The following is a 20,481-nucleotide window of genomic DNA, read 5'->3' as shown; positions in this document are numbered from 1 at the left end:
CGGAGATCATAAAGGGCGACCAGCGCGAATGCTCCGGCAACATGGCCAGCTCGAACACGATAACCCCTACCGATTGGCATCAACCGGTCTCCCCGGATTGGCGACTGGCCTGGGCCTGCTTGCGGCCCGCGCCGGTTGGAAGCTCGCCGAATACATGCGGCATGCAGTGTGCGTTGAACCAGGATATGCTGATCGGTTCGCCCGAGAACACGCGCTTTGCCAAGGGCACCGCTTGCTCTCCGATGAGAATGCCAAACAAACCGACGAGTGCGATTACCGGCGGCGCCGGCGACCGAACGTTTAGCAGACTGTAAACGACCCCGACCAGCAGGCCGGCGCCTAACGAGAGCAGGTAGACTTTCATGGGAACTTCCTCCGATGCGCAACAAAATCGCGCCCGCCGTTTAAAGCGCAGTATCTCCTATAGTACGCACGACGTGGCTGTATTTGGCTTCTGCATGGTTTTCTCCTTAGAGCGGTTCCGATCTAAGGAACCATTCAGAAAGTCCGGCGAGCGGCGAGCTACCTATTTCGGGAGGATTAGTGTCCTTCGGAGACGCCGAACATGGTCTTGGCATAGATGATGCCGAGGCCGTAGGCGCCGCCAAACTTCTTGGCAATGCCGGTCGTCATGTCGTAGGTCTCGGTGCGTGCCCAATCACGCTGCAGCTCCAACAGGTATTGCAGAGACGTCATCGGCCGCACGCCCGCTTGAATCATGCGCTCGATAGCGCGCTCGTGAGCCTCTGCGGATACATCACCACAGGCATCCGTGATCATGTACACCTCGAAACCTTGATCGAGTGCCGACAGTGTCGGCCCCACGATACATACCGACGTCCACAGACCACAGAAGACCAAACGATTCTTACCGATGCGATTAACCTCTTCGATGACCGCAGCGTCCTCCCAGGTATTCATAGAGGTTCGGTCGAACAGCTTCTGCTGCGGGAAGGGGCTCGTGATCTCGTCGAACATCGGCCCCGAGAAGGTCTTCTCGGCAACGGTTGTCAGGATCGTCGAGACGCCGAAACCGGCAGCGGCATGGGCAACCAGGGCGGCATTGTTGCGGAGCATGATGGCATCGATCGACTTCGTCGCAAATGACATCTGCGACTGAAAATCGATCATGAGCAGCGTGTGGTCCTTCGGTGAAATCAACGTCGAACCGGGGGTGGGAGTCGCGTTGGTCGGCATGGTCAATCCCCTTCGATAGAAAGCAGTGAGCTTAGTCAAACTCGGACGGAATCGATTGAGCGAAATGTTTCTCATTAGGATAAAACTGTGCCATTCGGCGCGGCCGCTTTAGCGTTGCGCGCCGATCCGGAAAGGCTGCATCGCCGACGGATATTGGCTTAATCAAATTGTGGACTGCGGGCGAAACAGACAGCCGTCAGTGGGGAATACGGCCGGTCTTGGCGCAATTGTTTCGTCACGTAACGTAAAGTCTCAAAGCGTAGGAGCTCTTAAAGGGCGAGAGCAGGGAATGCCCGAGCAGACCCACACCTATGGATTAGTTACCTTGCCGTTGACAATTGTGGCCCGGTCGTTCCATAACGCCATCACTAAGGCCCTTTGGCGACCGAGGCGCTGTCCAGCAGATGGTTGTTGGGCCATAACTCGGCTCGCGATTTCGGGCGGCACTCTCTATGCCGTGGCAAGCATCTGATGTACTATAGCGCACATTCAGACGTCTTTGCTGCAATCACTGACCTGACAGAGGATTGGCGTTGCAATGCACGGTTCTGCTTTTGAGAATGTCCGTTTCAGTATCCCGAGATCGGTTCTGGAGGATTTTGCGCGGGAGCAAGGCAAGCTGAGCTTCGCCGCCCACACGCATGATCGCGGACTCGATGATCCCGTCGTGCGGTCGCTGGCGCAGGCGCTGGCGCCAGCCCTCGAAAGAGGGGCTCCGACGGACCGCCTGTTTGTAGATTACGTCATGCTGGCACTACAGACGCACATGGCATCGCACTACGGCGGCATGGATGCGCCGATGCAGAGGCGAAAAGGACTGTCCGCGCGCCAGCTGAATGCAGCTACGTCCTATCTTTCTGATAACTCCGGACGAGATGTTCGTGTGACCGAGGTCGCCGCGCACTGCGGCCTGTCGCTCAGCTATTTTATAAAGGCATTCAAGTGTGCCACGGGACGAACGCCACACCGCTGGCTGCTCGAACATCGTGCGCAGCGTTCGCTAAGCATGCTTATGGGCAATCAGCCGATTGCCGAAATCGCCGCTGCCTGCGACTTTGCGGATCAGGCGCATTTTTCGAGAGTATTCAAGCAGATATACGGAATAACTCCCGGTAGCTGGCGGCATCAGCAAAAGCTTTAGACGGTTCGCTACAACAACATGGTCGCCGGGCGGCAGCCCACGATCGCTCGGCCGGATGTTCTCATTTCACATATGCGGACCAAGCATATCAATTCGGGCGACCTCGCGTTCGAGCGGTTTCGAGGCCGATGCCGCTCGTGCCGCCGGTAAAGACGGTGTTTTATTGTTGAGACGGATCGCGCAAATGGCAGAGGCATCCCGATGCCGGCAGCGGAGAAGGAAGATCCTTCATTCCTTCACTTGATCAGGAAATGCCTCGCAGCCCGTGAGACGTCTATTTTATAGACCCCCAGAATTTCTCGAGTTCGTCGCGGATGAATTGTGGTTTTTCCTCAAAAACCCAGTGGCCGCATTCATCAATAACGCCGCCTTGAGCAGAAGTCGCAATTGCTTTTGCGCTGTCAATACAATGCGACCCAAATGAACTGCTGCCTCCCCATGCCAGCATCGGGACAGTAAGTTTCTTCTTCGTCAATTCGGCTGTCTGCGCGGCCATTTGCGGAATGTATCCATAATGGTTCAAGCTGGCTCGGAGATTCCCTGGCTGACGCATCTGCATTACATAGCGTTGCACTTCAACCTCTGGAATTGCCGCCGGGTTGTAGGCGAAGTCCCGGAAGAAATGACGAAGGTACTGCTCTTCACGGCCTTCAACCAGAAACCGCGTTACGTCCATGTTCATGTGCATGCCAAGATGCCAATAGGGAACCCTCGGGTCCACGTAACCGGGGAAACTCAAGCCGAAAAACGGCGTTTCAATAGTCGACAAAGAAAGGGCTCGATCCGACGCCAAAAAGGCGAGTGCAACGGAAGGCGGCCCTCCGAGATCATGACTCAGGATATGAAATTTCTGCACGTTTTCCACATCCACCAATTCCATCATATCTCGTGCGATGGTTTCAGGTTCGTATCCGTCAAAGGGCTTGTCACTATCTGCATAGCCGCGAAGATCGGGGGCGATGAACGTATACCTGTCAGCGAACGCTTCCATGATCGGAAGGAACTCGCGGTGGTTCTGCGGCCAACCATGCATGCATAAAACAACGGGACCCGTTCCCACGGTCACATAGTGCAGTCGAACGCCGTTGACGGTAGCTCTCTTGTGAACCAGATCCACCTTGTCGGCCGGCGGAATCGGTTGCGGGGTAGCAGCGGCCTGTGCTGTTTCAGCTGGATTTGAGGACCCCGCCTGAAACCCCATTGCGGCGGCTACAGTACCGGCACCTAAGAGCACACCCCTGCGGGTGGTGCCTTCTTGTGAACTATTGTTATGGCCATCGTTCATCTTTTCATCCCCGTTAGGCAGGCCTTTCGCCCGCTGGTTGACAGGGTCGTCGACCGCGCGGACGACGAACACCCAATTCTAATGCCTTTGCGGCTCACAGGACACTGTAGCCGCGCATCCTGCCTGCTCTCGCTGCTGCTGTTTCGCTAAATCGGGATCGAAACATACGGCTTCAGTGTGCTACACGTCGCCCTCCGCGCTTCGGGATAGGCGGACGGCGGTAGTGGCAAACGATCTCTGTAACGGCTGGCCTATGAGCATCCCATCGCGCGCCTCCGAGCCAACTCTCGCAAGCCTGCTCCTTCGTTATAGAGTGATCGTTCCATAATTAACCGAGGCCACTACTCCTCTGGCAAATAGTAGTAGTGGCGGAAAAACAGTGGGGTAAAAGTACCGGCCAGTCCAGTTGGCGACAAGAGCTATTCCACTCAAAACAAAGACTATTTTGTACAAAACTGCTGGAAACTTTGTTCTCTCCGGTGCTCAGCGGCGGTGCCAGCAACACTGCGGTTCATCCGCAAATTATGCACTGGCGATGGCTTTGCGCTCGTGTGATGGTCACAGATAAGCCGGGCTCTTATGCTGCGGCAAACAAAGAGGCCGACGCATCCGCCAGCAGATCTTTGGCAATTCGGCCGCGCAGAAGTTTGGAATCTCTAGATGCCTGAGCAAACCTATAGCCTGAAACAGCTGGCACAAAGCCGCCGGCCGATCCGCATCGGTTTTTATCTCGTTCCCGACTTTCCCCTGATGACCTTCGCTGCCGCACTGGACTCGCTTCGCCAAGGCAACCGGCTGACAAAGAGAAAGGCATTCGAGTGGGTCGTGCTTTCGGCCGACGGTACTCACGTGAAGTCGAGCAGCGGACTTGGCTTCGATGCCGATGCGCCGATCGCCCGGGCGCCACGATGCGACATCGTCATCCTCTGCGCCGGGATCAATTATGCCGACGCGTACGACACCAATGTCTTCGCCTGGCTGCGCCGAATTTATTCCGAAGGCTGCGTCCTCGGTGCGGTCAGCACCGCCGTGTTCTTCCTCGCAAAAGCCGGCTTGTTGGAGGGGCGTCGCTGCGCCGTCCACTGGGAATCGCTTGCAAGCTTTCGTAGCGAGTTTCCCAACTGCCTGGCCACCGATGACATTTTTGCGATCGACGGCCGGTTTCTCACGTCGTCGGGCGGCACCGTCACCCTCGACATGATGCTCTACCTTATCGCGGCCGTTGAAGGTCGCGAGCTTGCATCGTTGATCTCCGATCAGTTCAACCATGCGCGCATCCGCAGGCAGGATGACGTGCAACGCATGTCGCCTGAGGACAGATTCGGCATAAAGAATACCAAGCTGGCCTTCGTGATCAGACGCATGGAAGGCAGTCTGGGCGAGCCGGTCGAGATTTCCGATCTTGCTGACAGTGTGGCGCTTTCGCTTCGGCAGCTGGAGCGCCTGTTTCACTCCAATCTCGGGAAAAGCCCTTCAAAGTTTTACATTGAATTGCGGATGCAGCGTGCGCGCGAGCTGCTTGTCTACACGGAACTGGCAATCAGCCAAATCGCCGAAATCTGCGGATATCAGTCTGCCTCTCATTTCAGCCGCTTCTATCGCGAGCGGTTTCGCGAAAGTCCCGCGGCGACCAGAAAGGAAGAGAAACGGCGGGAGATGCTCGGAGCCTGAACAATGTCGATTCGCGCACAAAAGATGTCGAGTCGATGCATATGACAGAGGTTCGTGCCGTTTTACTTTTCCAAAAGACGGAACGGCTGACGGACACAAAGTCCGCTGTGACCGCGCCCGGTGAAGCAATCACCGATCCGGTCCTACCAATAAAAATTGGAACAGTTATGCACGAACTAGGAGACCACTAACTTGGATAAGAAGCAGCATTCCTACATTCCCACGCTCGTAGACCAGATGTCGAACGGCTCGATCGGCCGCCGCGAATTTCTCCGCAAGGCCACTCTTCTCGGCGTTTCCGCGGGTGCCGCCTACGCCCTAGCAGGCGTCCCGATGTCCGATACCGCGGCGAAAGCTGACGATATGCCGAAGGGCGGCAACCTGCGCATCGGCATGCGCTGCATGGAAATCAAAGACCCTCATCTCGCCGACTTTGCAGAGAAGTCGAACGTTATTCGCCAGGTCTGCGAATATCTGACGTTTACCGATCGCAACAACATCACCCATCCTTATCTCCTCGAAAAGTGGGAGGTCAGTGACAACCTGAAGACCTGGACGCTGCATGTCCGGAAGGACGTCAAATGGCGCAAGGGCAAGCCCCTGACGGCTGACGACGTTATCTGGAACCTGAAGCGCGTGTGTGATCCCGCGATCGGCTCCTCGATGCTTGGCCTCTTTACCGGCTATCTCGTCCAGGAATACGAAACGGGCGAAAAGGACGAGAAGGGCAATCCGAAGAAGTCGAGCAAGCTCTGGGCGGACAACGCCATCGAGAAGGTTGACGACTACACCGTTCGTCTCAACTGTTCCATGCCGCAGATCGCGGTCCCCGAGCACCTCTATCATTACCCGATGGCTATTATCGACCCGGCTGAAAACGGAACCTTCGGCCCGGATGCCAACGGCACAGGTCCGTTCACTCTGACGGAATATGTTGTCGGCAAGGGTGCGAAATACAAAGCCCGCACGGATTATTGGGGCACGGGTCCCTATCTTGAAACCTTCGAATATGTTGACCTTGGCGACAACCCGGGCGCCGGTATCGCGGCGATCGCCTCCAAGCAGGTCGATGGCCTGTCAGAAGCCGACGCCGTCCAGATCAACTCGATGCAAAACTTCCCGCATGTCACGGTCTATAAGGTTGAAACAACCCAGACTGTCGTCGCCCGCATGCATCCGGAAATCGAGCAGTTCAAGGACAAGCGCGTGCGCCAGGCGATGCGTTATGCGATTGATCGTAACAAGGTCATCCAGACTGCGCTTTTGGGCGCCGGCATTCCGGCCGAAGATCATCACGTTGCCCCGTCGCATCCCGAATATGCGGCTCTTCCCAAATATCCGCGGGACATCGAAAAGGCAAAGAAGCTGCTTGCTGATGCTGGTTACCCTGATGGCTTCGAGTTTGACATGGTCACTCGTCCGGACCCGATCTGGGAGCTCAACACGGCGCAGGTGCTCGCCGAACAGTTCAAGGACATCGGAGTCAAGATCAATATCAAGGCGCTTCCAAGCGCCCAGTATTGGGAAGTCTGGACGACCGCTCCCTTCAGCTTGACGGCCTGGGGGCATCGCCCGCTGGCGATCATGACCCTGGCACTTGCCTATCGCTCCAACGCGGCCTGGAACGAGTCGAATTATTCCAATCCGGAGTTCGACAAGCTGCTCACGGAAGCAGAAGGCATCCTGGATCCGAAGGAGCGCAGTAAGGTCATGGCGAAGATCGAGGCGATCATGCAGGACGACGGCCCGATCGTTCAGCCGTTCTGGCGCGTCTTCTCGACGGTCATGGACAAGAAGGTCAAGGGCTTCGAGCTGCACCCTTCGCAGTACATCTTCGCGCATCAGTACGCGATCTCGGCGTAATCTCCCAGCCGGCGCCCGGCCGCGTTCGCGTGGTCGGGTGCTGTGCCTAGACATTCGGATTCCTCCGGCTATGGCGAACTTCCTCCTTAAACGACTGGTGATGATGTTGGTGACGATGCTCTGTGCGTCGTTTCTCGTCTTCGCCGTCTGTGAATTCACTCCAGGCAGCGTCGCGCGCAAATCGCTCGGTCCTTTCGCGACCCAGCAGCAGGTCGACCTTCTTACCGAAAAATTGAAGGCAAATGATCCTTTGCCAGTGCGCTACGGACGCTGGCTTGGCATACTGGTCGGCGCCCTCCCGGATCCGCTGCAGGATCCGAGCACCGGTTTGAACTTCAAAGATCCCCGCGGCGCGCAGTATTTCGGCAATTTCGGCTATTCGACGCTGAACAAGCTGCCGGTCAACGACGTGATCTGGGACCGCCTCGGCAATACCGCCATCCTCGCTGGACTGGCATTTCTGTTGATCGTGCCGCTGTCGATCATCTTCGGCATCCTCTCGGGGCTGAAAGAGGGCGGCGCGCTCGACCGGACACTGTCGGTCATCTGCATCACCTTCACGTCCATTCCCGAATTCGCATCAGGGGTCTTCCTGGTCACCCTCTTCGTGATCCTCTGGCCGGTTCTTCCCGGCACCAGTCCCCTAAACAACGATGGCGGCTGGGCGGTTCCCTATCAGTTCGTCCTGCCTGTCGCGGTCCTCGTCATCTACGACTTCGGCTATGTCGCCCGCATGATCCGCGTCTCGATGATCGGCGTGATGGAGCGGCCTTATATCAGGACCGCGATTCTGAAGGGCATGAGTACCCGCCGCATGGTGCTCGGGCACGCTCTGCGCAACGCGATGATCGCGCCGTTCACCGTGCTCCTCCTGCAGATCAACTTTCTGATCAGCGGTGTCGTCGTCACCGAGCTCGTCTTCGCCTATCCCGGCTTCGGTCGCCTCATCCTCGATGCGAGCCTCTTCGGCGACATTGCGACCCTGGAGGCCGCGACGCTGATCACCGTTGCCATCGCCGTCATCACGCAGCTCCTCGGCGACCTCGGCTACATGCTGCTCGATCCACGTATCCGGGTGAAATGATAATGGCTGTTCAAGACAATATTGCGGAAGCCGTAGTTGCACCGCCGAAACGCGCCGCTCGGCCCAACTGGATGCGCATTTTCCATTCACGCACCGCAGTCGTTGGCCTTTCGCTCGTCCTGTTCTGGGTCTTGGCGGCCCTGCTTGCGCCCATCCTTCCGCTCCCGTCACCGACGGACTCGGACGTCATGGCAATGGCCAATCCTTATCCGTCCGCCGCGCATTGGCTGGGCACGGATGTCTTGGGCCGTGACGTGCTTTCACGCCTCATCTTCGGCGCCCGCACGGTCCTATCCGTCGCACCACTGTCGGTTGCCGTCGCCATGATCGTCGGCATCACGATGGGCATGGTCGCCGGCTACTACGGCGGTTGGATCGATGTGCTGATCAGCCGCTTCTCGGACATCATCCTGGCATTTCCGGTTCTGGTCATTTACGTCATTCTGATCGCCAATATCGGTCCGTCGGTGCTCAATATCGTCATCGCGACGACAATCGCCTCCGCCCCGGGGATCGGCCGTATTACACGCGGCCTTGTGCTCGGACTGAAGGAGCAGGAATACGTCGCGGCGGCAAAGCTTAGGGCTGAGAGCACGCTCTACATCATGATCGTCGAGCTGCTGCCGAATTGCCGTAGCCTGCTCATCGTCGACGCCTGCCTGCGCATTGGCTACACCATCATCACGATAGGTATCCTCGGCTTCCTTGGCCTCGGCCTGCCGCCACCGAACCCGGATTGGGGCGGTATGGTGAAGGAGAGCGTGACGGTTCTCAATGTCTGGCCGCACATGTCCCTCATTCCGTCGTTTGCGCTCGTGACCCTGGTTCTCGGCTTCAACCTGCTGGCCGACGGTATGCGTGAGGCATGGAAGCCATGAACGTTATAGCGTCAAATCGTCAAGGAGCGGCCATGTCCGTCACACCTATGATCGACCGCGCGCCTGTTCTCGACATCAAGAACCTGCGGATCGAGTTCCGCGGCAAGGCCGAGACGGTGGTCGCCATTCCGGATTTGTCTTTCAGTGTCAAGGCGGGTGAGAGCTATGGCCTGGTCGGCGAGTCCGGCTGCGGCAAGAGCACGACGGCCATGGCGATCATGGGCTATCTCGGCAATACCGGGGCGATCGCCAACAGCAGCATCCGCTTCAACGGCAAGGAGCTCGTCGGCGCCTCCCCGAAGGAATTGCGGTCGATCCGGGGACGGCAGATCGCCATGGTCTATCAGGACCCGATGAGCGCGCTCAATCCGGTGAAGACGATCGGCGCGCAGCTTGCGGAAGTTCCCCTTCTTCACCTTGGCGCGACCAAGCAGGAAGCGATGGCGATGGCGGAAGCCATGCTGGGCGACGTGCGCCTGCCCGACCCCGGCGATATGCTGAAGCGTTACCCGCACCAGCTTTCGGGCGGCCAGCAGCAGCGTGTGGTCATTGCCATGGCATTGCTCGCCAAGCCATCGCTGCTGTTGCTCGACGAGCCGACGACCGGGCTTGATGTGACCGTCGAAGCAGCCGTGATCGATCTCATCGCCGAACTGAGACAGCGCTATTCGACGAGCCTCCTGTTCATCTCGCACAATCTCGGTCTCATTGCCGAGAGCTGTGATCGCCTTGGGATCATGTATTCAGGCGAAATGGTTGAAGAGGGGACGACCGGCGAGGTCTTTCGTCGGCCGAAGCATCCTTATACGCGCGGCCTGATCGATTGCATTCCCGATATCACGGGCGACAAGCGCAGCCGCACCCTCGCTGCCATTCCCGGTCATATTCCTCTGCCGTCCGAACGGCCGCAAGGCTGTCTTTTTGCACCGCGCTGCGCAAGCTTCGCCGCAGGTCTCTGCGATCGGCCGGGGCTTGCCCTCGAACCGGCGGCTGAGGATCACCTTGTCCGTTGCGCACGGTGGCAGGAGCTTTCCGAGCCTGTTCAAACCTTGGCGCCGGCCGGGTCCGATCTCGGGCCGAAAACAACTGCGATCTCGCTGTCCGACGTCAGCAAGGTCTATCCGATCGGCTATCAGAAGACAGTCAAGGCCAATGAGTTAGTTTCCTTCGAGGCCGGAAAAGCTGAGATCGTTGCATTGGTCGGCGAATCCGGCTGCGGCAAGTCAACGCTCGCCCGCATCGTGACCGGCCTCGACCGGGCGACGTCGGGGGAGATCCGCATGGCCGGCGAAAACATCGCCGAGCTGCAGGCGCGCGACCGGCCCCGGCCGTTGCTGCAGCAGATTCAGATGATTTTCCAGAATCCCGACAGCACGCTCAATCCCTCCCATGCGGCAGCGTTTTCCATTCGCCGTTCGATCAAGAAATTCGGCATCCGCAAGGGGAAGGCCGAAATTGAGCAACGTGTTCGCGAGCTCCTGGAAATGGTGCGCCTGTCACCGGCAGTCGCCGACCGAAAGCCCAACCAGCTCTCCGGCGGGCAAAAGCAGCGCATTGCAATCGCGCGAGCGTTTGCCGCGGATCCGTCGCTGATCGTCGCCGACGAACCCGTTTCGGCACTGGACGTCTCGGTGCAGGCAGCTATCGTAACCCTTTTGCTTGATATCCAGCATGACAAGCACGCCACGATGCTGTTCATCAGCCATGACCTCGCCCTCGTGCGCCACGTCGCCGACAAGGTCGTCGTCATGTATCTGGGCAAGATCATGGAACAGGGCAGGGTGGAGGAGGTCTTCGGTGAAGGCGCGCATCCCTATACGGAAGCTCTGCTGTCGGCGATCCGCAGTCCGCATCCCGACGAGGCGCCGCGGGAACGGATCCGCCTGACGGGCGAGACGCCAAGCCCGGTGAACGTGCCGGCTGGCTGCCGGTTCTCCACGCGGTGTCATCGCAAAGTTGGAACCATTTGCGACACCGTACCCCCACCCGTTAGAAAGATGTCCGAAACGCACGAAATCGCCTGCCACATTGAGGCAGCCGAGCTCGCAGCACGTCCATCGGTTCTTGCACCGGTCGAGAAGGCCTAACCGATGCGTGGATTCGGCAGGTCGATCGCTGAAGCATGGCACAGGGCCGCGCGCTTTCGGGCAATCATTCCCATAATGGCGAGTATCTGTGTCATCGGCACGGGCAACGCACTCTTGACCACGACCGTTTCACTTCACTTGAGCGATCCGTCGATCAGCGTCCGTATTGTCCAGCTGCTGCTGACCGCTTTCCCGATTGGCTTCCTGGCGGGATGCCTTTCGGCCCGCTTTCTGGTGTCTCGCCTTGGGCATGAGCGCGCTTTCCTGTCGATGGCATTGCTCGCAGCCTTTGCAACATGCGGATACATGCTGACCGCTGCGATGCCGCTCTGGTTTTGCCTTCGGTTAATCAACGGCTTTGCGATCGCAACGCTCTTCGTCATTTCCGAGAGCTGGATCAACCTCTATGCCGACCAACGCAATCGAGGCGCCTTTTTCTCGCTCTACATGCTGATGACGTCGCTTGCCGTCTTGTTCGGCCAGTTGTTTGTCGAGGCAGCCGGTCCGCATTCGCCCCACCTTTTCCCGATTGCGCTCTTGGTAATCCTCTCGGGATTCTTCTACGCCCGCTTCCTTGGCGGTTGCTGGCCGGCTCTGCCTCTTCCCGCGCCAATCGAGGGTGCAAGCACCGCGACCTCGACGGATCGATATGGCATCTGGCAACTGGTGCGTCTCGCCCCGGTCACCGTCGTCAGCGTGTTTCAGTCGGGCATGACGAATATGAACGTCTATACGATGACGCCCATCTATGGCGAGCGGGTCGGCCTCGAGGCGGCGTCCGCCGTGACACTCGTCACCGCCTTTAGTATGGGCGGCATGTTGGCCCAGGCACCTGCAGGATGGCTGTCCGACAGAATGGATCGTCGCCTGCTGCTGCTTTTGCAGGGACTGGCAACGGCATGCCTTTGCGCGACGATCGCCTGGCCCGGCATGCGATCGCAAGGCCTTCTTCATGCGTTGTTTTTCGCCTACGGCGCAATCGCGCTAACGATCTACCCCGTCGGCATCGCCTATGCCAATTCCCAGCTCGACAGCCGGCACATGGTTTCCGCATCCGGCAGTCTGCTCCTGCTCTACTCGGTCGGCAACATCATGACGCCCGGCGCTGCGGCGGGCCTCATGGATATATTTGCCCCGCAAGCCCTCTTCATCCTTCTCGGCAGCAGCGCATTTCTGGTTGCCCTTGCTGCCTGCTTCAATCTTCTGCGCCGTTCTTCTGTCGGCGTGAAACCATGCCTCGCTTCGGGAGGAACCGAATGAATTCGCAGCAGCCGTATGACCTGGTCATTCGAGGGGGCCGCGTCGTTCTCCCTGACGCCACGAAGCAGATCGACGTCGGCATTCGAAACGGTGTGATCGCCGCCCTCGAACCGAACCTGCCGAAAGGCCTGCGCGAGGTCTCGGCAGAAGGCCGCTTGGTGCTGCCTGGCGGTGTGGACAGCCATTGCCACATGGACCAGCAGCCATGGGAAGGCAAATCAACAGCGGATGATTTCAATACTGGGACCCTGTCGGCGCTCTGCGGCGGTACGACGACCGTCGTGCCCTTCGCCATGCAGATGCGCGGTCAGTCGCTCAGAGAAATCGTCGAGGACTACCATGAACGCGCCCGCCCGAAAGCGCGTATCGACTATGGCTTCCACCTGATCGTCGGCGATCCCTCGGCCGAGGTGCTGCGCGACGAAATTCCTGGCCTGATCGCGGAAGGCTGCACCTCGATCAAGATCTACCTGAGCTATGACGGTCTAAAGCTCGATGATTATGAGGTGCTCAATGTCCTCGACCTCGCCCGCTCGCAGGGCGCAATGGTCATGGTCCACGCGGAAAACGATGCCTGTATTCGCTGGCTGACCGAAAAGTTCATCGCCGCTCGCAAGACTGAGCTTCGCTATCATGAGAAGGCGCATTCGGAAATCGGAGACCGTGAGGCAACCTTCCGGGCCATCAGCCTCTCCGAGCTGATCGAGACCCCGATCCTCGTCAGCCACGTGGCGGCGGCCGGCGCTGTCGAGGAAATCCGCCGCGCCAAGGCGCGCGGGCTGCCTATTTACGCCGAGACCTGCCCGCAATATCTCTTCCTCTCGGCCGAAGATATCGACACGCACGATCTGTCCGGCTCCAAATGCGTCTGCACGCCGCCTCCGCGCGACAAGTCCAACCAGCCTGCGATCTGGGCGGGCATTCTCGACGGTACCCTCGAGGTTTTCACCTCGGATCACTCGCCCTGCGACTATGCCGACAAGATCGCCGGCGGTCCGGGGACGCCCTTCCATCGAATCCCGAATGGCATCCCGGGCATCGAGACCCGCCTTGCCTTGCTGTTTTCGGTTGGCGTCAACGGCGGCCGGATCTCGCTGCAGAAATTCGCCGATCTGACCGCCGGTGCTCCGGCCCGGCTGTTCGGTCTCTACCCCCGCAAAGGCAGGATCGCCGTCGGCGCAGATGCCGATATCGCGATCTGGGACCCGGACCGCAGCGTGACGATCACCAATTCGCTGCTGCATCACGCGACTGACTACACGCCCTATGAAGGGCAGGTCGTGAAGGGCTGGCCGATCATGACAATCTCGCGCGGCGACGTCGTCTGGGACGACGGCAGGATTCTTGCCGAACCCGGCCGCGGTCAATTTATCGCGCGCCAGCGGCCGTTCCCGCCGCAACAGGGGCTTTCAAAGGTTCTCGCATCATGACTGCGCTCGCGTCACGCCTCGAAGGCAAGGTTGTTTTCCTAACCGGCGCGGCAAGCGGCATCGGTTCAGCGATCGCGCGCCGCTGTGTGGGGGAGGGAGCGTCTGTAATCTGCGCCGATCACTCTCTTGAAGGAGCCACGGCACTCGCCGAGGAATTGGGATCAGCGGCGATCGGCATTCGCTGCGATGTGACCGACAGCTGGTCGGTCCACACCGCGGTGGAGGCCGGGTTGGCACGTTTCGGTCGCCTCGATGGTCTTGTGCACAATGCGGCCGCGCCATCGTTCGATGGCACCGTCATCAATCTGCCTGAACAGCAGTGGCGGCTCGAGGTCGACGTCAGCATGACCGGCGCCTTTCTGGCCAGCAAGCACGTGCTTCCGGCAATGGTTGCCGCTGGCGGCGGTTCGGTTGTCTTCATCGCATCACAATTTGCGCATGTGGCGGTCGGAAAGGCCGTCGCTTATTGCGCCGCCAAAGCAGGTCTCGTGCATCTGGCGAAAGCCATGGCGGTTGATCACGCGGCCGATGGCATTCGCGTCAACAGTCTTTCTCCGGGCGCTGTCGCAACCCCGAGGCTGCTGCAGCGATGGCCCGATCTCGATACGGCCAATGCCAGTCTCGGGCCGGCGCATTTGCTGGGGCGCATCGCCCAGCCCGACGAAATCGCTGCCGCCGCTACCTTCCTTCTGTCGTCAGACGCCTCGTTCGTGACCGGCACCGATCTGCTGGCCGACGGCGGCTACGCGACACGCTGACATTTGTTGTTGAAATCTTTGATGGATTTTAGGATGACCCTTCTTGTCACCGGCGGCACCGGCTTTGTAATGAGCGTCCTTGCGCGGGCATGGCTTGACCGCGATCCCAAGGCGCGCGTCGTCATCTTGGACCGCGCCGGTCTGGATGCCATGGCGGAACGCTATTTCGCGCCGGTTCGTGACCGCCTCTCGGTAATTACAGGCGATATCTGCGATCCAAGCCAATGGGCAGACGCGCTCGACAGCCACGACATCCGATACGTCGTGCATGGTGCGACTATTACCCCGATCTCGCGGGGAAGCGCGGCTGAAGCGAAGCGTCAGCCGGAGGCCGAGGATCCCGCTCGGATCGTCGACGTCAATCTCATGGGCACGGTGCACATCCTCGAATGGGCGCGTCGGCAGGCCGATCTGAAGCGCATCGTCTACGTGAGCTCCGGTGCGATCTACCGTCATCACGGTCCGGACTGGACGGGAGAGCCCCTGCCGGAAGACGGCTACGTCGCACCGCTGACGCTTTACGGGATTTCCAAATTTGCCGCCGAGATGGTGGTCAACCGTTATGCCGATCTGTTCGGCCTGTCGGCGGCATCGGTCAGGCTCGCCTCGGTCTACGGGCCAATGGACCGCGTGACGGGAAGCCGCAATTTCCGGCATGTGCCCAACCGGGTCGCGCATATGGCGCTTGCCGGCGAGACCATCCGGCCGAACAGCCTGGAGCCCGTCGGCGATTACCTGAGTTCGACCGATGTCGCCGAAGCGATCATTGCGCTCCTGTTTGCGGAGCGCCTTCGCTACCGCCACTACAATATCGGAAGCGGCGAAACGTCTACCATAGGTGATGTCATCGAATGGGCGAAGGAACGTGCGCCCGGCCTGAAAATTGAAGTCAGCCCGGCAGAGACCGCCAATATCATTCAGGACGTTTCGCTGAAGGACGGCATGTGGGGCGCCTACGACATCGCTCGAATCGAGCGGGATACGAGCTGGCGGCCGCGCAGCGCCAGGCAGTCCTTCCACGACTACATGGATTGGATCATCGAAAACGAACTTCAAAGCGAGGGAAAGTGATGACCGCTGTCACAAAAGATCAATTGCGCGATTTTGTGGGCTACGGCCCGAAGCCGCCGGTGATTACCTGGCCGGGTCGGGCCAAGCTCGCCATCAACCTCGTGCTGAATTACGAGGAAGGCTCGGAATATTCCTGGCTCGAAGACGGCCGGAACGACAATTGGGGCGAATACAATATCCCGAACAGCCCTCCGGTACGCGACCTCGGCACCGAGACGCATTTCGAATATGGCAGCCGCGCCGGCGTGTGGCGCCTGGCGCGGTTGTTTGATCGCTACGACATTCCGGTGACGATCTCAGCTTGCGCTGTTGCGCTCGAAAGAAATCCAACGGTCATCGAATGGATGAACGCACGCGGTCACGATCTTCTCGGCCATGGTCTTCGCTGGAGCGAATATTCGACGATGCCCCGCGAGGAGGAGGAGCGTCAGCTTCATGAAGCGATCGCACTTTACAAGAAGCTGACCGGCAAGCGGCCCCTTGGCTGGAACTGCCGCTCGTTTCCGAGCGTCAACACCCGCGATCTGATCGTGAAAGAAGGCGGCTTCCTCTACTATTCCGACCCATGCAATGACGACCTTCCCTACTTCCTCGATCACGATGGTACGAAGCTTCTCGTCGTGCCCTATTCGAAGACCCTGAACGACAGCCGCTATCTGATCGCACCCGGCTACAGCAATCCGCGCGACTTTGCCGAGGATTGCCGTTCGGCAATCGACTACATGATCGGTGAGGCCGACGAGACCGGCGGGCGCATGCTGACCATCGGCGTGCATGCCCGCTGGATGGGCCAGCCCAACCGCGCCTCCGGCCTCCGCGAGGTCATCGAGCACGTGAAGAAGACTCCGGGCGCGGCCTTCATGCGCCGCGAGGACATTGCCCGTCACTGGCTGGCAAACCACGAGGGCTTTTCTCGCCATGGCTGAAGGCACGCAAGCAGAGCCGGTAGAACGGTTGCACACTCAGATGCAAGGCATGAGCGGCGCTCAATATGTCGCCGGCGTGTTGAAGCAAGAGGGCGTCAAGCAGATCATCGGCTTTCCGGCAAGCGAGCTCTTCGATGCCTCCGCCGAGATGGATATTCCGCCGATCATAGCCCGCACGCAACGCGTCGCGATCAACATCGCGGAAGGATATGCGCGTGCGACGGCCGGAAAGGAGCTGGCCGTCGTGACCGTGCAATATGGTCCGGGTGCTGAGAGCTCCTTTGCCGGGATTGCCCAGGCGTTCAACGACGGTGTGCCGATGCTCTTCCTGCCGACGGGCTATCCGCGCGGCTCGGAGGCCGTGGCACCGAACTTCGAGTCCCGCCGCAACTTCACCCACATCACCAAATGGTGCGAAGCGGCAACCAGGGTGGACGACCTGCCGAAACTGATGCACGCGGCGATCTCTCGCGTCAGAAACGGCAAGCCGGCCCCTGTCCTGCTCGAACTGCCGGTCGATCTGCTTACCGAAACGCTTCACGCCTCACCGTCGCTTCACCAGCGGCCGCGCCGCAGCGTGCCACAGGCAGACAATGGTGAAATCGCGGAGCTGGTCGCGACACTTCTCACCGCCAGAAATCCTGTGGTCCTGGCGGGGCAGGGCGTCCTGTCCGCGTCCGCCACTCAAGAACTGGTCGAGTTTGCCGAACTGCTGAATATCCCGGTCATGACGACGCCGAACGGCAAGAGCGGCTTTCCGGAAGACCATGCGCTGGCGCTCGGAACGGCGGGCCGCGCGCGGCCGGCAACTGTCGATCGTTTCCTCGAAAGAGCCGACGTCGTGCTGGCGCTCGGCAGCAGTCTAACGCGCTCCTATTACATCCTGCCGATCCCGGACGATAAGGTCATCCTGCAGGTCACGCTCGACGATGCCGATCTCGGCAAGGACTACCCGATCGCGCAGGGCATCGTCGGCGATATCCGATCAGTCTTAAAGCAGATGATCGGCCACATAAGGGCCAATCGATTGCCGCTGCCCGAACGTCCGCAGATCGCAGGCGAAATCACGGCAGTGCGGGCTGCTTTCATGGCCAAATGGATGCCTCTGCTGACGGCCGATACGGCGCCGATCTCGCCCTATCGCGTAGTCTGGGAGATCATGCAGGCGGTCGATCCGAAGAGGTCGATCGTCACCCATGATGCTGGCAATCCGCGTGATCAGTTCTGCCCCTTCTATGTGGCAAGCGTCCCCGGCAGCTATATCGGCTGGGGTAAGACGACCCAGTTGGGTAGCGGCCTCGGTTTTGCTATCGGCGCGAAACTCGCCCGGCCGGAGGCGACGGTCGTGAACCTGATGGGCGAGTCGGCCTTCGGCATGGTCGGCATCGATTTCGAAACGGCGGTGCGCTGCAACCTGCCGGTCCTAACGATCTTGTTGCGCAACAACGTGCTCGGCGGTTACGCGAAAAGCATGCCCGTCGCAACGACCAAGTATGGCGCCAACCGTGTGACCGGGGGCTATGCGCCGATCGCCGAGGCGCTCGGCGGCTATGGCGAATGCGTGACGCAACCGGAGCATCTGCGCCCGGCATTGCGGCGCGCTCTGCAGAAGGTCGAGACCGGCCAAGCCGCGCTCATCGAGGTGGTCACCCACGAAGAACCGCGTCTTGCGGGTCTCTGGTAGGCAGCGGGAGGGCACATGTTCGATACAGTTATTACCGGCGGCATCGTCGTAAATGCTGATGGTGAGAGAAGGGCTGATATCGGGATCAACAACGGTTGCATTGCCGCTCTCTTTGCTCCGGGCGATAGCCCGATGGCGCGATCCTTCGTAGACGCAACCGGACGGCACCTGTTGCCGGGACTTGTCGACGCCCATGCGCATCTGCGGGAACCGGGTTTGACGCACAAGGAGGATTTCGAAAGTGGTACCCGTGCTGCCGCTCTTGGCGGCGTGACCACGATTCTCGATATGCCGACGGACGATCCCTGGACGGCAACCGCCGCTCAACTCGCCGAGAAGATGGAGATGGCTGAAGGCCGCCTGCATGTCGATGTCGGGTTTCAGGGCGTCATATCGAAATCTCTTGAGGGGCTGGATGAACTCCTCAAACTCGCGCCGGTGTCGCTCGAGCTGTTCACGGCCGACGTGCCGGCAGAGTTCATGTTCGACAGCCTCGACGCCGTAACGCAGACATTGCGCCGTCTCGCGACTTACAACACGACCATCGGCATCTCGCCGGGTGACCAATCAATCTTGCTTGGCAGCGCGTCGCGCGATCGTGCCGGAGATATCGGCACTTTTCTTTCGAGCCGGCCGCCTCTCGCCGAAGCCGGCGGCATTTCGCGCGCGGTGCTGGCTGCAGCCGAAACCGGCGTTCGCGTCCATGTCCGGCAGATCAATTCGCAGCTCGGGATCGAAACGTGGCGGCGGCTGCGGGACATGGCCGATGTGACCGTCGAAACAACACCACAGAATCTGTTCTTTACAGCGGCTGACTACGCCGTTGTCGGCGGCAATCTCAAAGGCTCGCCACCGCTGCGGGACGGTGAAGACGTCCAGGCGCTGCGTGCGGCGCTGTCGGAGGGTCTTATTGATGCCATGGCCACCGACCACGCGCCGCATAGCGCAAAGGAAAAGGCGGCTCATTACGCTGCGTTTGCCGATATCCCCGGCGGAATGCCAGGCCTGCAAACGCTTTTGCCGGTCATGCTCAAGCTGGTTGGCGAGCGGGTGATCAGCCTGTCCGCACTTGTGCGCATGTGTTCCTACGCTCCGGCGCGGCGCTTCGGACTGGGCAGGTCGAAGGGCTCTATCGCCGTTGGCTATGACGCGGACATTCTGCTCGTCGACCTCAGTGGTTCGACCGTCATAAGCAATGCCGAACAAGCCTCCCGCGCCGGTTACACGCCGTTCGACGGCTGGCGCATCCCCGGCAAGCTGACGGATGTCTTCCTGCGCGGCGAGCGCATCGTTAGCGACGGCGTGCTCGCATTGCCTAACCGCGGCCAAGTGGTCCGCAGTGCCTATTGAAGGAAAGACAATGACCATGCTTGCTGACAAGATAGCTATCGTGACCGGCGCGAGCTCGGGTCTTGGTCGGGCGATCGCCCTGCGTTATGCGCGAGAGGGCGCAACCGTCGTCATCGCCGACGTGACGGAGAGGCCTATCGAAGGGGGAGAAACGACGCTTGAGAGCATACGCGCAGGTGGCGGCGAGGGAACTTTCATCAAGGCCGACATATCGAGCTGGAGCGACGTCGACGCACTGATCTCAGAAACCGTCGCGCGGTACGGCCGGCTGGACGTGATGGTCAACAATGCCGCGATCTATACGTCGACAAATCTTATCGACACCTCGCCGCAGCAGTGGGACCGCATCATTGCCGTCAATGTCACCGGCTTTTTCTACTGCTGCAAACGCGCTGCCCAACAGTTCCTGGCGCAGGAGCCGATCGGCGAAACCCGCGGCAGGATCATCAACATTTCCTCACAGCACGGCATGGTCGCCAGTCCCGGCGACTTTCCTTACGGGGTGAGCAAGGGCGCGATTGTTCAGATGACGCGCCAGATCGCCGTCGACCATGCCGCCGATCTGATCGTCTGCAATGCGATTGCACCGGGGAAAATCGTCACCGGCAAGCCCGGTGTCGCCAACGATCCCGGTGCGCTCGATTATTCGCGCCGGCGCACGCCCTGGCCGCGGCTCGGCGAGCCGAAGGACGTGGCGGGTGCGGCCGTTTTCCTCGCCAGCGACATGGCGAGCTACATCACCGGCGTCAACCTGATGGTCGACGGCGGATGGATGGCCGGCTGAGGCGATACGCCT

At 59.8% G+C, this 20,481-nt stretch carries 17 protein-coding genes; 14 read left to right on the top strand and 3 right to left on the bottom strand.

Annotated elements, in window-relative coordinates; genetic code table 11:
• Window positions 1–79: 79 nt before the first annotated feature.
• Window positions 80–364: a XapX domain-containing protein gene (locus ACPYOJ_RS27045; RefSeq protein ID WP_481418996.1), complete on the bottom strand. Its 285-nt coding sequence runs from the start codon at window positions 362–364 to the stop codon at window positions 80–82.
• 176 nt (window positions 365–540) lie between these two features.
• On the bottom strand, window positions 541–1,197 hold the full coding sequence (locus ACPYOJ_RS27040; protein WP_481418995.1) for a hydrolase: 657 nt from the start codon (window positions 1,195–1,197) through the stop codon (window positions 541–543).
• Window positions 1,198–1,735: 538 nt separating this feature from the next.
• Between ACPYOJ_RS27040 and ACPYOJ_RS27035 the strand changes: the two genes are divergently transcribed.
• Window positions 1,736–2,338: a helix-turn-helix transcriptional regulator gene (locus ACPYOJ_RS27035; RefSeq protein ID WP_481418994.1), complete on the top strand. Its 603-nt coding sequence runs from the start codon at window positions 1,736–1,738 to the stop codon at window positions 2,336–2,338.
• 274 nt (window positions 2,339–2,612) lie between these two features.
• Here the strand turns inward: ACPYOJ_RS27035 and ACPYOJ_RS27030 are convergent, their stop codons facing one another.
• The gene (locus tag ACPYOJ_RS27030; RefSeq protein ID WP_481418993.1) at window positions 2,613–3,623 is read right to left on the bottom strand and encodes an alpha/beta fold hydrolase; all 1,011 of its coding nucleotides are present in this window, start codon (window positions 3,621–3,623) and stop codon (window positions 2,613–2,615) included.
• 660 nt (window positions 3,624–4,283) lie between these two features.
• On the opposite strand from ACPYOJ_RS27030, the gene ACPYOJ_RS27025 reads away from it, so the two are divergent.
• From ACPYOJ_RS27025 to ACPYOJ_RS26965, 13 genes are all read left to right on the top strand, one after another.
• On the top strand, window positions 4,284–5,294 hold the full coding sequence (locus tag ACPYOJ_RS27025; protein ID WP_481418992.1) for a GlxA family transcriptional regulator: 1,011 nt from the start codon (window positions 4,284–4,286) through the stop codon (window positions 5,292–5,294).
• Window positions 5,295–5,486: 192 nt separating this feature from the next.
• Window positions 5,487–7,157: an ABC transporter substrate-binding protein gene (locus tag ACPYOJ_RS27020; protein WP_481418991.1), complete on the top strand. Its 1,671-nt coding sequence runs from the start codon at window positions 5,487–5,489 to the stop codon at window positions 7,155–7,157.
• 70 nt (window positions 7,158–7,227) lie between these two features.
• Window positions 7,228–8,241 (top strand): ABC transporter permease, encoded by a 1,014-nt coding sequence (locus tag ACPYOJ_RS27015; RefSeq protein WP_481418990.1) that lies wholly within the window; start codon window positions 7,228–7,230, stop codon window positions 8,239–8,241.
• Window positions 8,242–8,243: 2 nt separating this feature from the next.
• The gene (locus tag ACPYOJ_RS27010) at window positions 8,244–9,119 is read left to right on the top strand and encodes an ABC transporter permease (protein WP_481418989.1); all 876 of its coding nucleotides are present in this window, start codon (window positions 8,244–8,246) and stop codon (window positions 9,117–9,119) included.
• 32 nt (window positions 9,120–9,151) lie between these two features.
• The gene (locus tag ACPYOJ_RS27005; RefSeq protein ID WP_481418988.1) at window positions 9,152–11,206 is read left to right on the top strand and encodes a dipeptide ABC transporter ATP-binding protein; all 2,055 of its coding nucleotides are present in this window, start codon (window positions 9,152–9,154) and stop codon (window positions 11,204–11,206) included.
• Between the two features lie 75 nt (window positions 11,207–11,281).
• Window positions 11,282–12,466, top strand: coding sequence for an MFS transporter (locus ACPYOJ_RS27000; RefSeq protein WP_481418987.1), 1,185 nt, complete (start codon window positions 11,282–11,284; stop codon window positions 12,464–12,466).
• Window positions 12,463–13,896, top strand: a complete 1,434-nt coding sequence (gene hydA, locus ACPYOJ_RS26995; RefSeq protein ID WP_481418986.1) for a dihydropyrimidinase — start codon at window positions 12,463–12,465, stop codon at window positions 13,894–13,896. The genes ACPYOJ_RS27000 and hydA overlap by 4 nt, the downstream gene beginning before the upstream one ends.
• Window positions 13,893–14,654 carry an SDR family NAD(P)-dependent oxidoreductase gene (locus ACPYOJ_RS26990; protein WP_481418985.1) on the top strand — a complete coding sequence of 254 codons (762 nt, stop codon included), beginning with the start codon at window positions 13,893–13,895 and terminating at the stop codon, window positions 14,652–14,654. The genes hydA and ACPYOJ_RS26990 overlap by 4 nt, the downstream gene beginning before the upstream one ends.
• Window positions 14,655–14,687: 33 nt before the next feature.
• Window positions 14,688–15,725 carry an NAD-dependent epimerase/dehydratase family protein gene (locus ACPYOJ_RS26985; RefSeq protein ID WP_481418984.1) on the top strand — a complete coding sequence of 346 codons (1,038 nt, stop codon included), beginning with the start codon at window positions 14,688–14,690 and terminating at the stop codon, window positions 15,723–15,725.
• Entirely contained in the window at window positions 15,725–16,651 is a 927-nt protein-coding gene (locus ACPYOJ_RS26980; RefSeq protein WP_481418983.1) for an allantoinase PuuE, read from the top strand. Before ACPYOJ_RS26985 ends, ACPYOJ_RS26980 begins: the two co-directional genes overlap by 1 nt.
• Window positions 16,652–16,700: 49 nt before the next feature.
• On the top strand, window positions 16,701–18,335 hold the full coding sequence (locus tag ACPYOJ_RS26975) for a thiamine pyrophosphate-requiring protein (RefSeq protein ID WP_481418982.1): 1,635 nt from the start codon (window positions 16,701–16,703) through the stop codon (window positions 18,333–18,335).
• Window positions 18,336–18,350: 15 nt separating this feature from the next.
• A complete protein-coding gene (locus tag ACPYOJ_RS26970; protein ID WP_481418981.1) occupies window positions 18,351–19,685 on the top strand; it encodes a dihydroorotase in 1,335 nt (444 codons plus the stop codon).
• Window positions 19,686–19,695: 10 nt separating this feature from the next.
• Window positions 19,696–20,469 (top strand): SDR family NAD(P)-dependent oxidoreductase, encoded by a 774-nt coding sequence (locus tag ACPYOJ_RS26965; RefSeq protein ID WP_481418980.1) that lies wholly within the window; start codon window positions 19,696–19,698, stop codon window positions 20,467–20,469.
• Window positions 20,470–20,481 lie beyond the last annotated feature (12 nt).

The sequence above is a fragment of the Rhizobium sp. SVR5-9E genome (genome assembly GCF_056755095.1).
The sequence above is the reverse complement of the archived record's forward strand: the minus strand, read 5'-3'. Positions and strand labels throughout refer to the sequence as shown.

Bases quoted from the DNA above. Each gene is read 5' to 3' on its own strand.
- ACPYOJ_RS27045 (WP_481418996.1), bottom strand. From the start codon at position 364: ATGAAAGTCTACCTGCTCTCGTTAGGCGCCGGCCTGCTGGTCGGGGTC.
- ACPYOJ_RS27040 (WP_481418995.1), bottom strand. From the start codon at position 1,197: ATGCCGACCAACGCGACTCCCACCCCCGGTTCGACGTTGATTTCACCG.
- ACPYOJ_RS27035 (WP_481418994.1), top strand. From the start codon at position 1,736: ATGCACGGTTCTGCTTTTGAGAATGTCCGTTTCAGTATCCCGAGATCG.
- ACPYOJ_RS27030 (WP_481418993.1), bottom strand. From the start codon at position 3,623: ATGAACGATGGCCATAACAATAGTTCACAAGAAGGCACCACCCGCAGG.
- ACPYOJ_RS27025 (WP_481418992.1), top strand. From the start codon at position 4,284: ATGCCTGAGCAAACCTATAGCCTGAAACAGCTGGCACAAAGCCGCCGG.
- ACPYOJ_RS27015 (WP_481418990.1), top strand. From the start codon at position 7,228: ATGGCGAACTTCCTCCTTAAACGACTGGTGATGATGTTGGTGACGATG.
- ACPYOJ_RS27010 (WP_481418989.1), top strand. From the start codon at position 8,244: ATGGCTGTTCAAGACAATATTGCGGAAGCCGTAGTTGCACCGCCGAAA.
- ACPYOJ_RS27005 (WP_481418988.1), top strand. From the start codon at position 9,152: ATGTCCGTCACACCTATGATCGACCGCGCGCCTGTTCTCGACATCAAG.
- ACPYOJ_RS27000 (WP_481418987.1), top strand. From the start codon at position 11,282: ATGGCGAGTATCTGTGTCATCGGCACGGGCAACGCACTCTTGACCACG.
- hydA (WP_481418986.1), top strand. From the start codon at position 12,463: ATGAATTCGCAGCAGCCGTATGACCTGGTCATTCGAGGGGGCCGCGTC.
- ACPYOJ_RS26990 (WP_481418985.1), top strand. From the start codon at position 13,893: ATGACTGCGCTCGCGTCACGCCTCGAAGGCAAGGTTGTTTTCCTAACC.
- ACPYOJ_RS26985 (WP_481418984.1), top strand. From the start codon at position 14,688: ATGACCCTTCTTGTCACCGGCGGCACCGGCTTTGTAATGAGCGTCCTT.
- ACPYOJ_RS26980 (WP_481418983.1), top strand. From the start codon at position 15,725: ATGACCGCTGTCACAAAAGATCAATTGCGCGATTTTGTGGGCTACGGC.
- ACPYOJ_RS26975 (WP_481418982.1), top strand. From the start codon at position 16,701: ATGAGCGGCGCTCAATATGTCGCCGGCGTGTTGAAGCAAGAGGGCGTC.
- ACPYOJ_RS26970 (WP_481418981.1), top strand. From the start codon at position 18,351: ATGTTCGATACAGTTATTACCGGCGGCATCGTCGTAAATGCTGATGGT.
- ACPYOJ_RS26965 (WP_481418980.1), top strand. From the start codon at position 19,696: ATGACCATGCTTGCTGACAAGATAGCTATCGTGACCGGCGCGAGCTCG.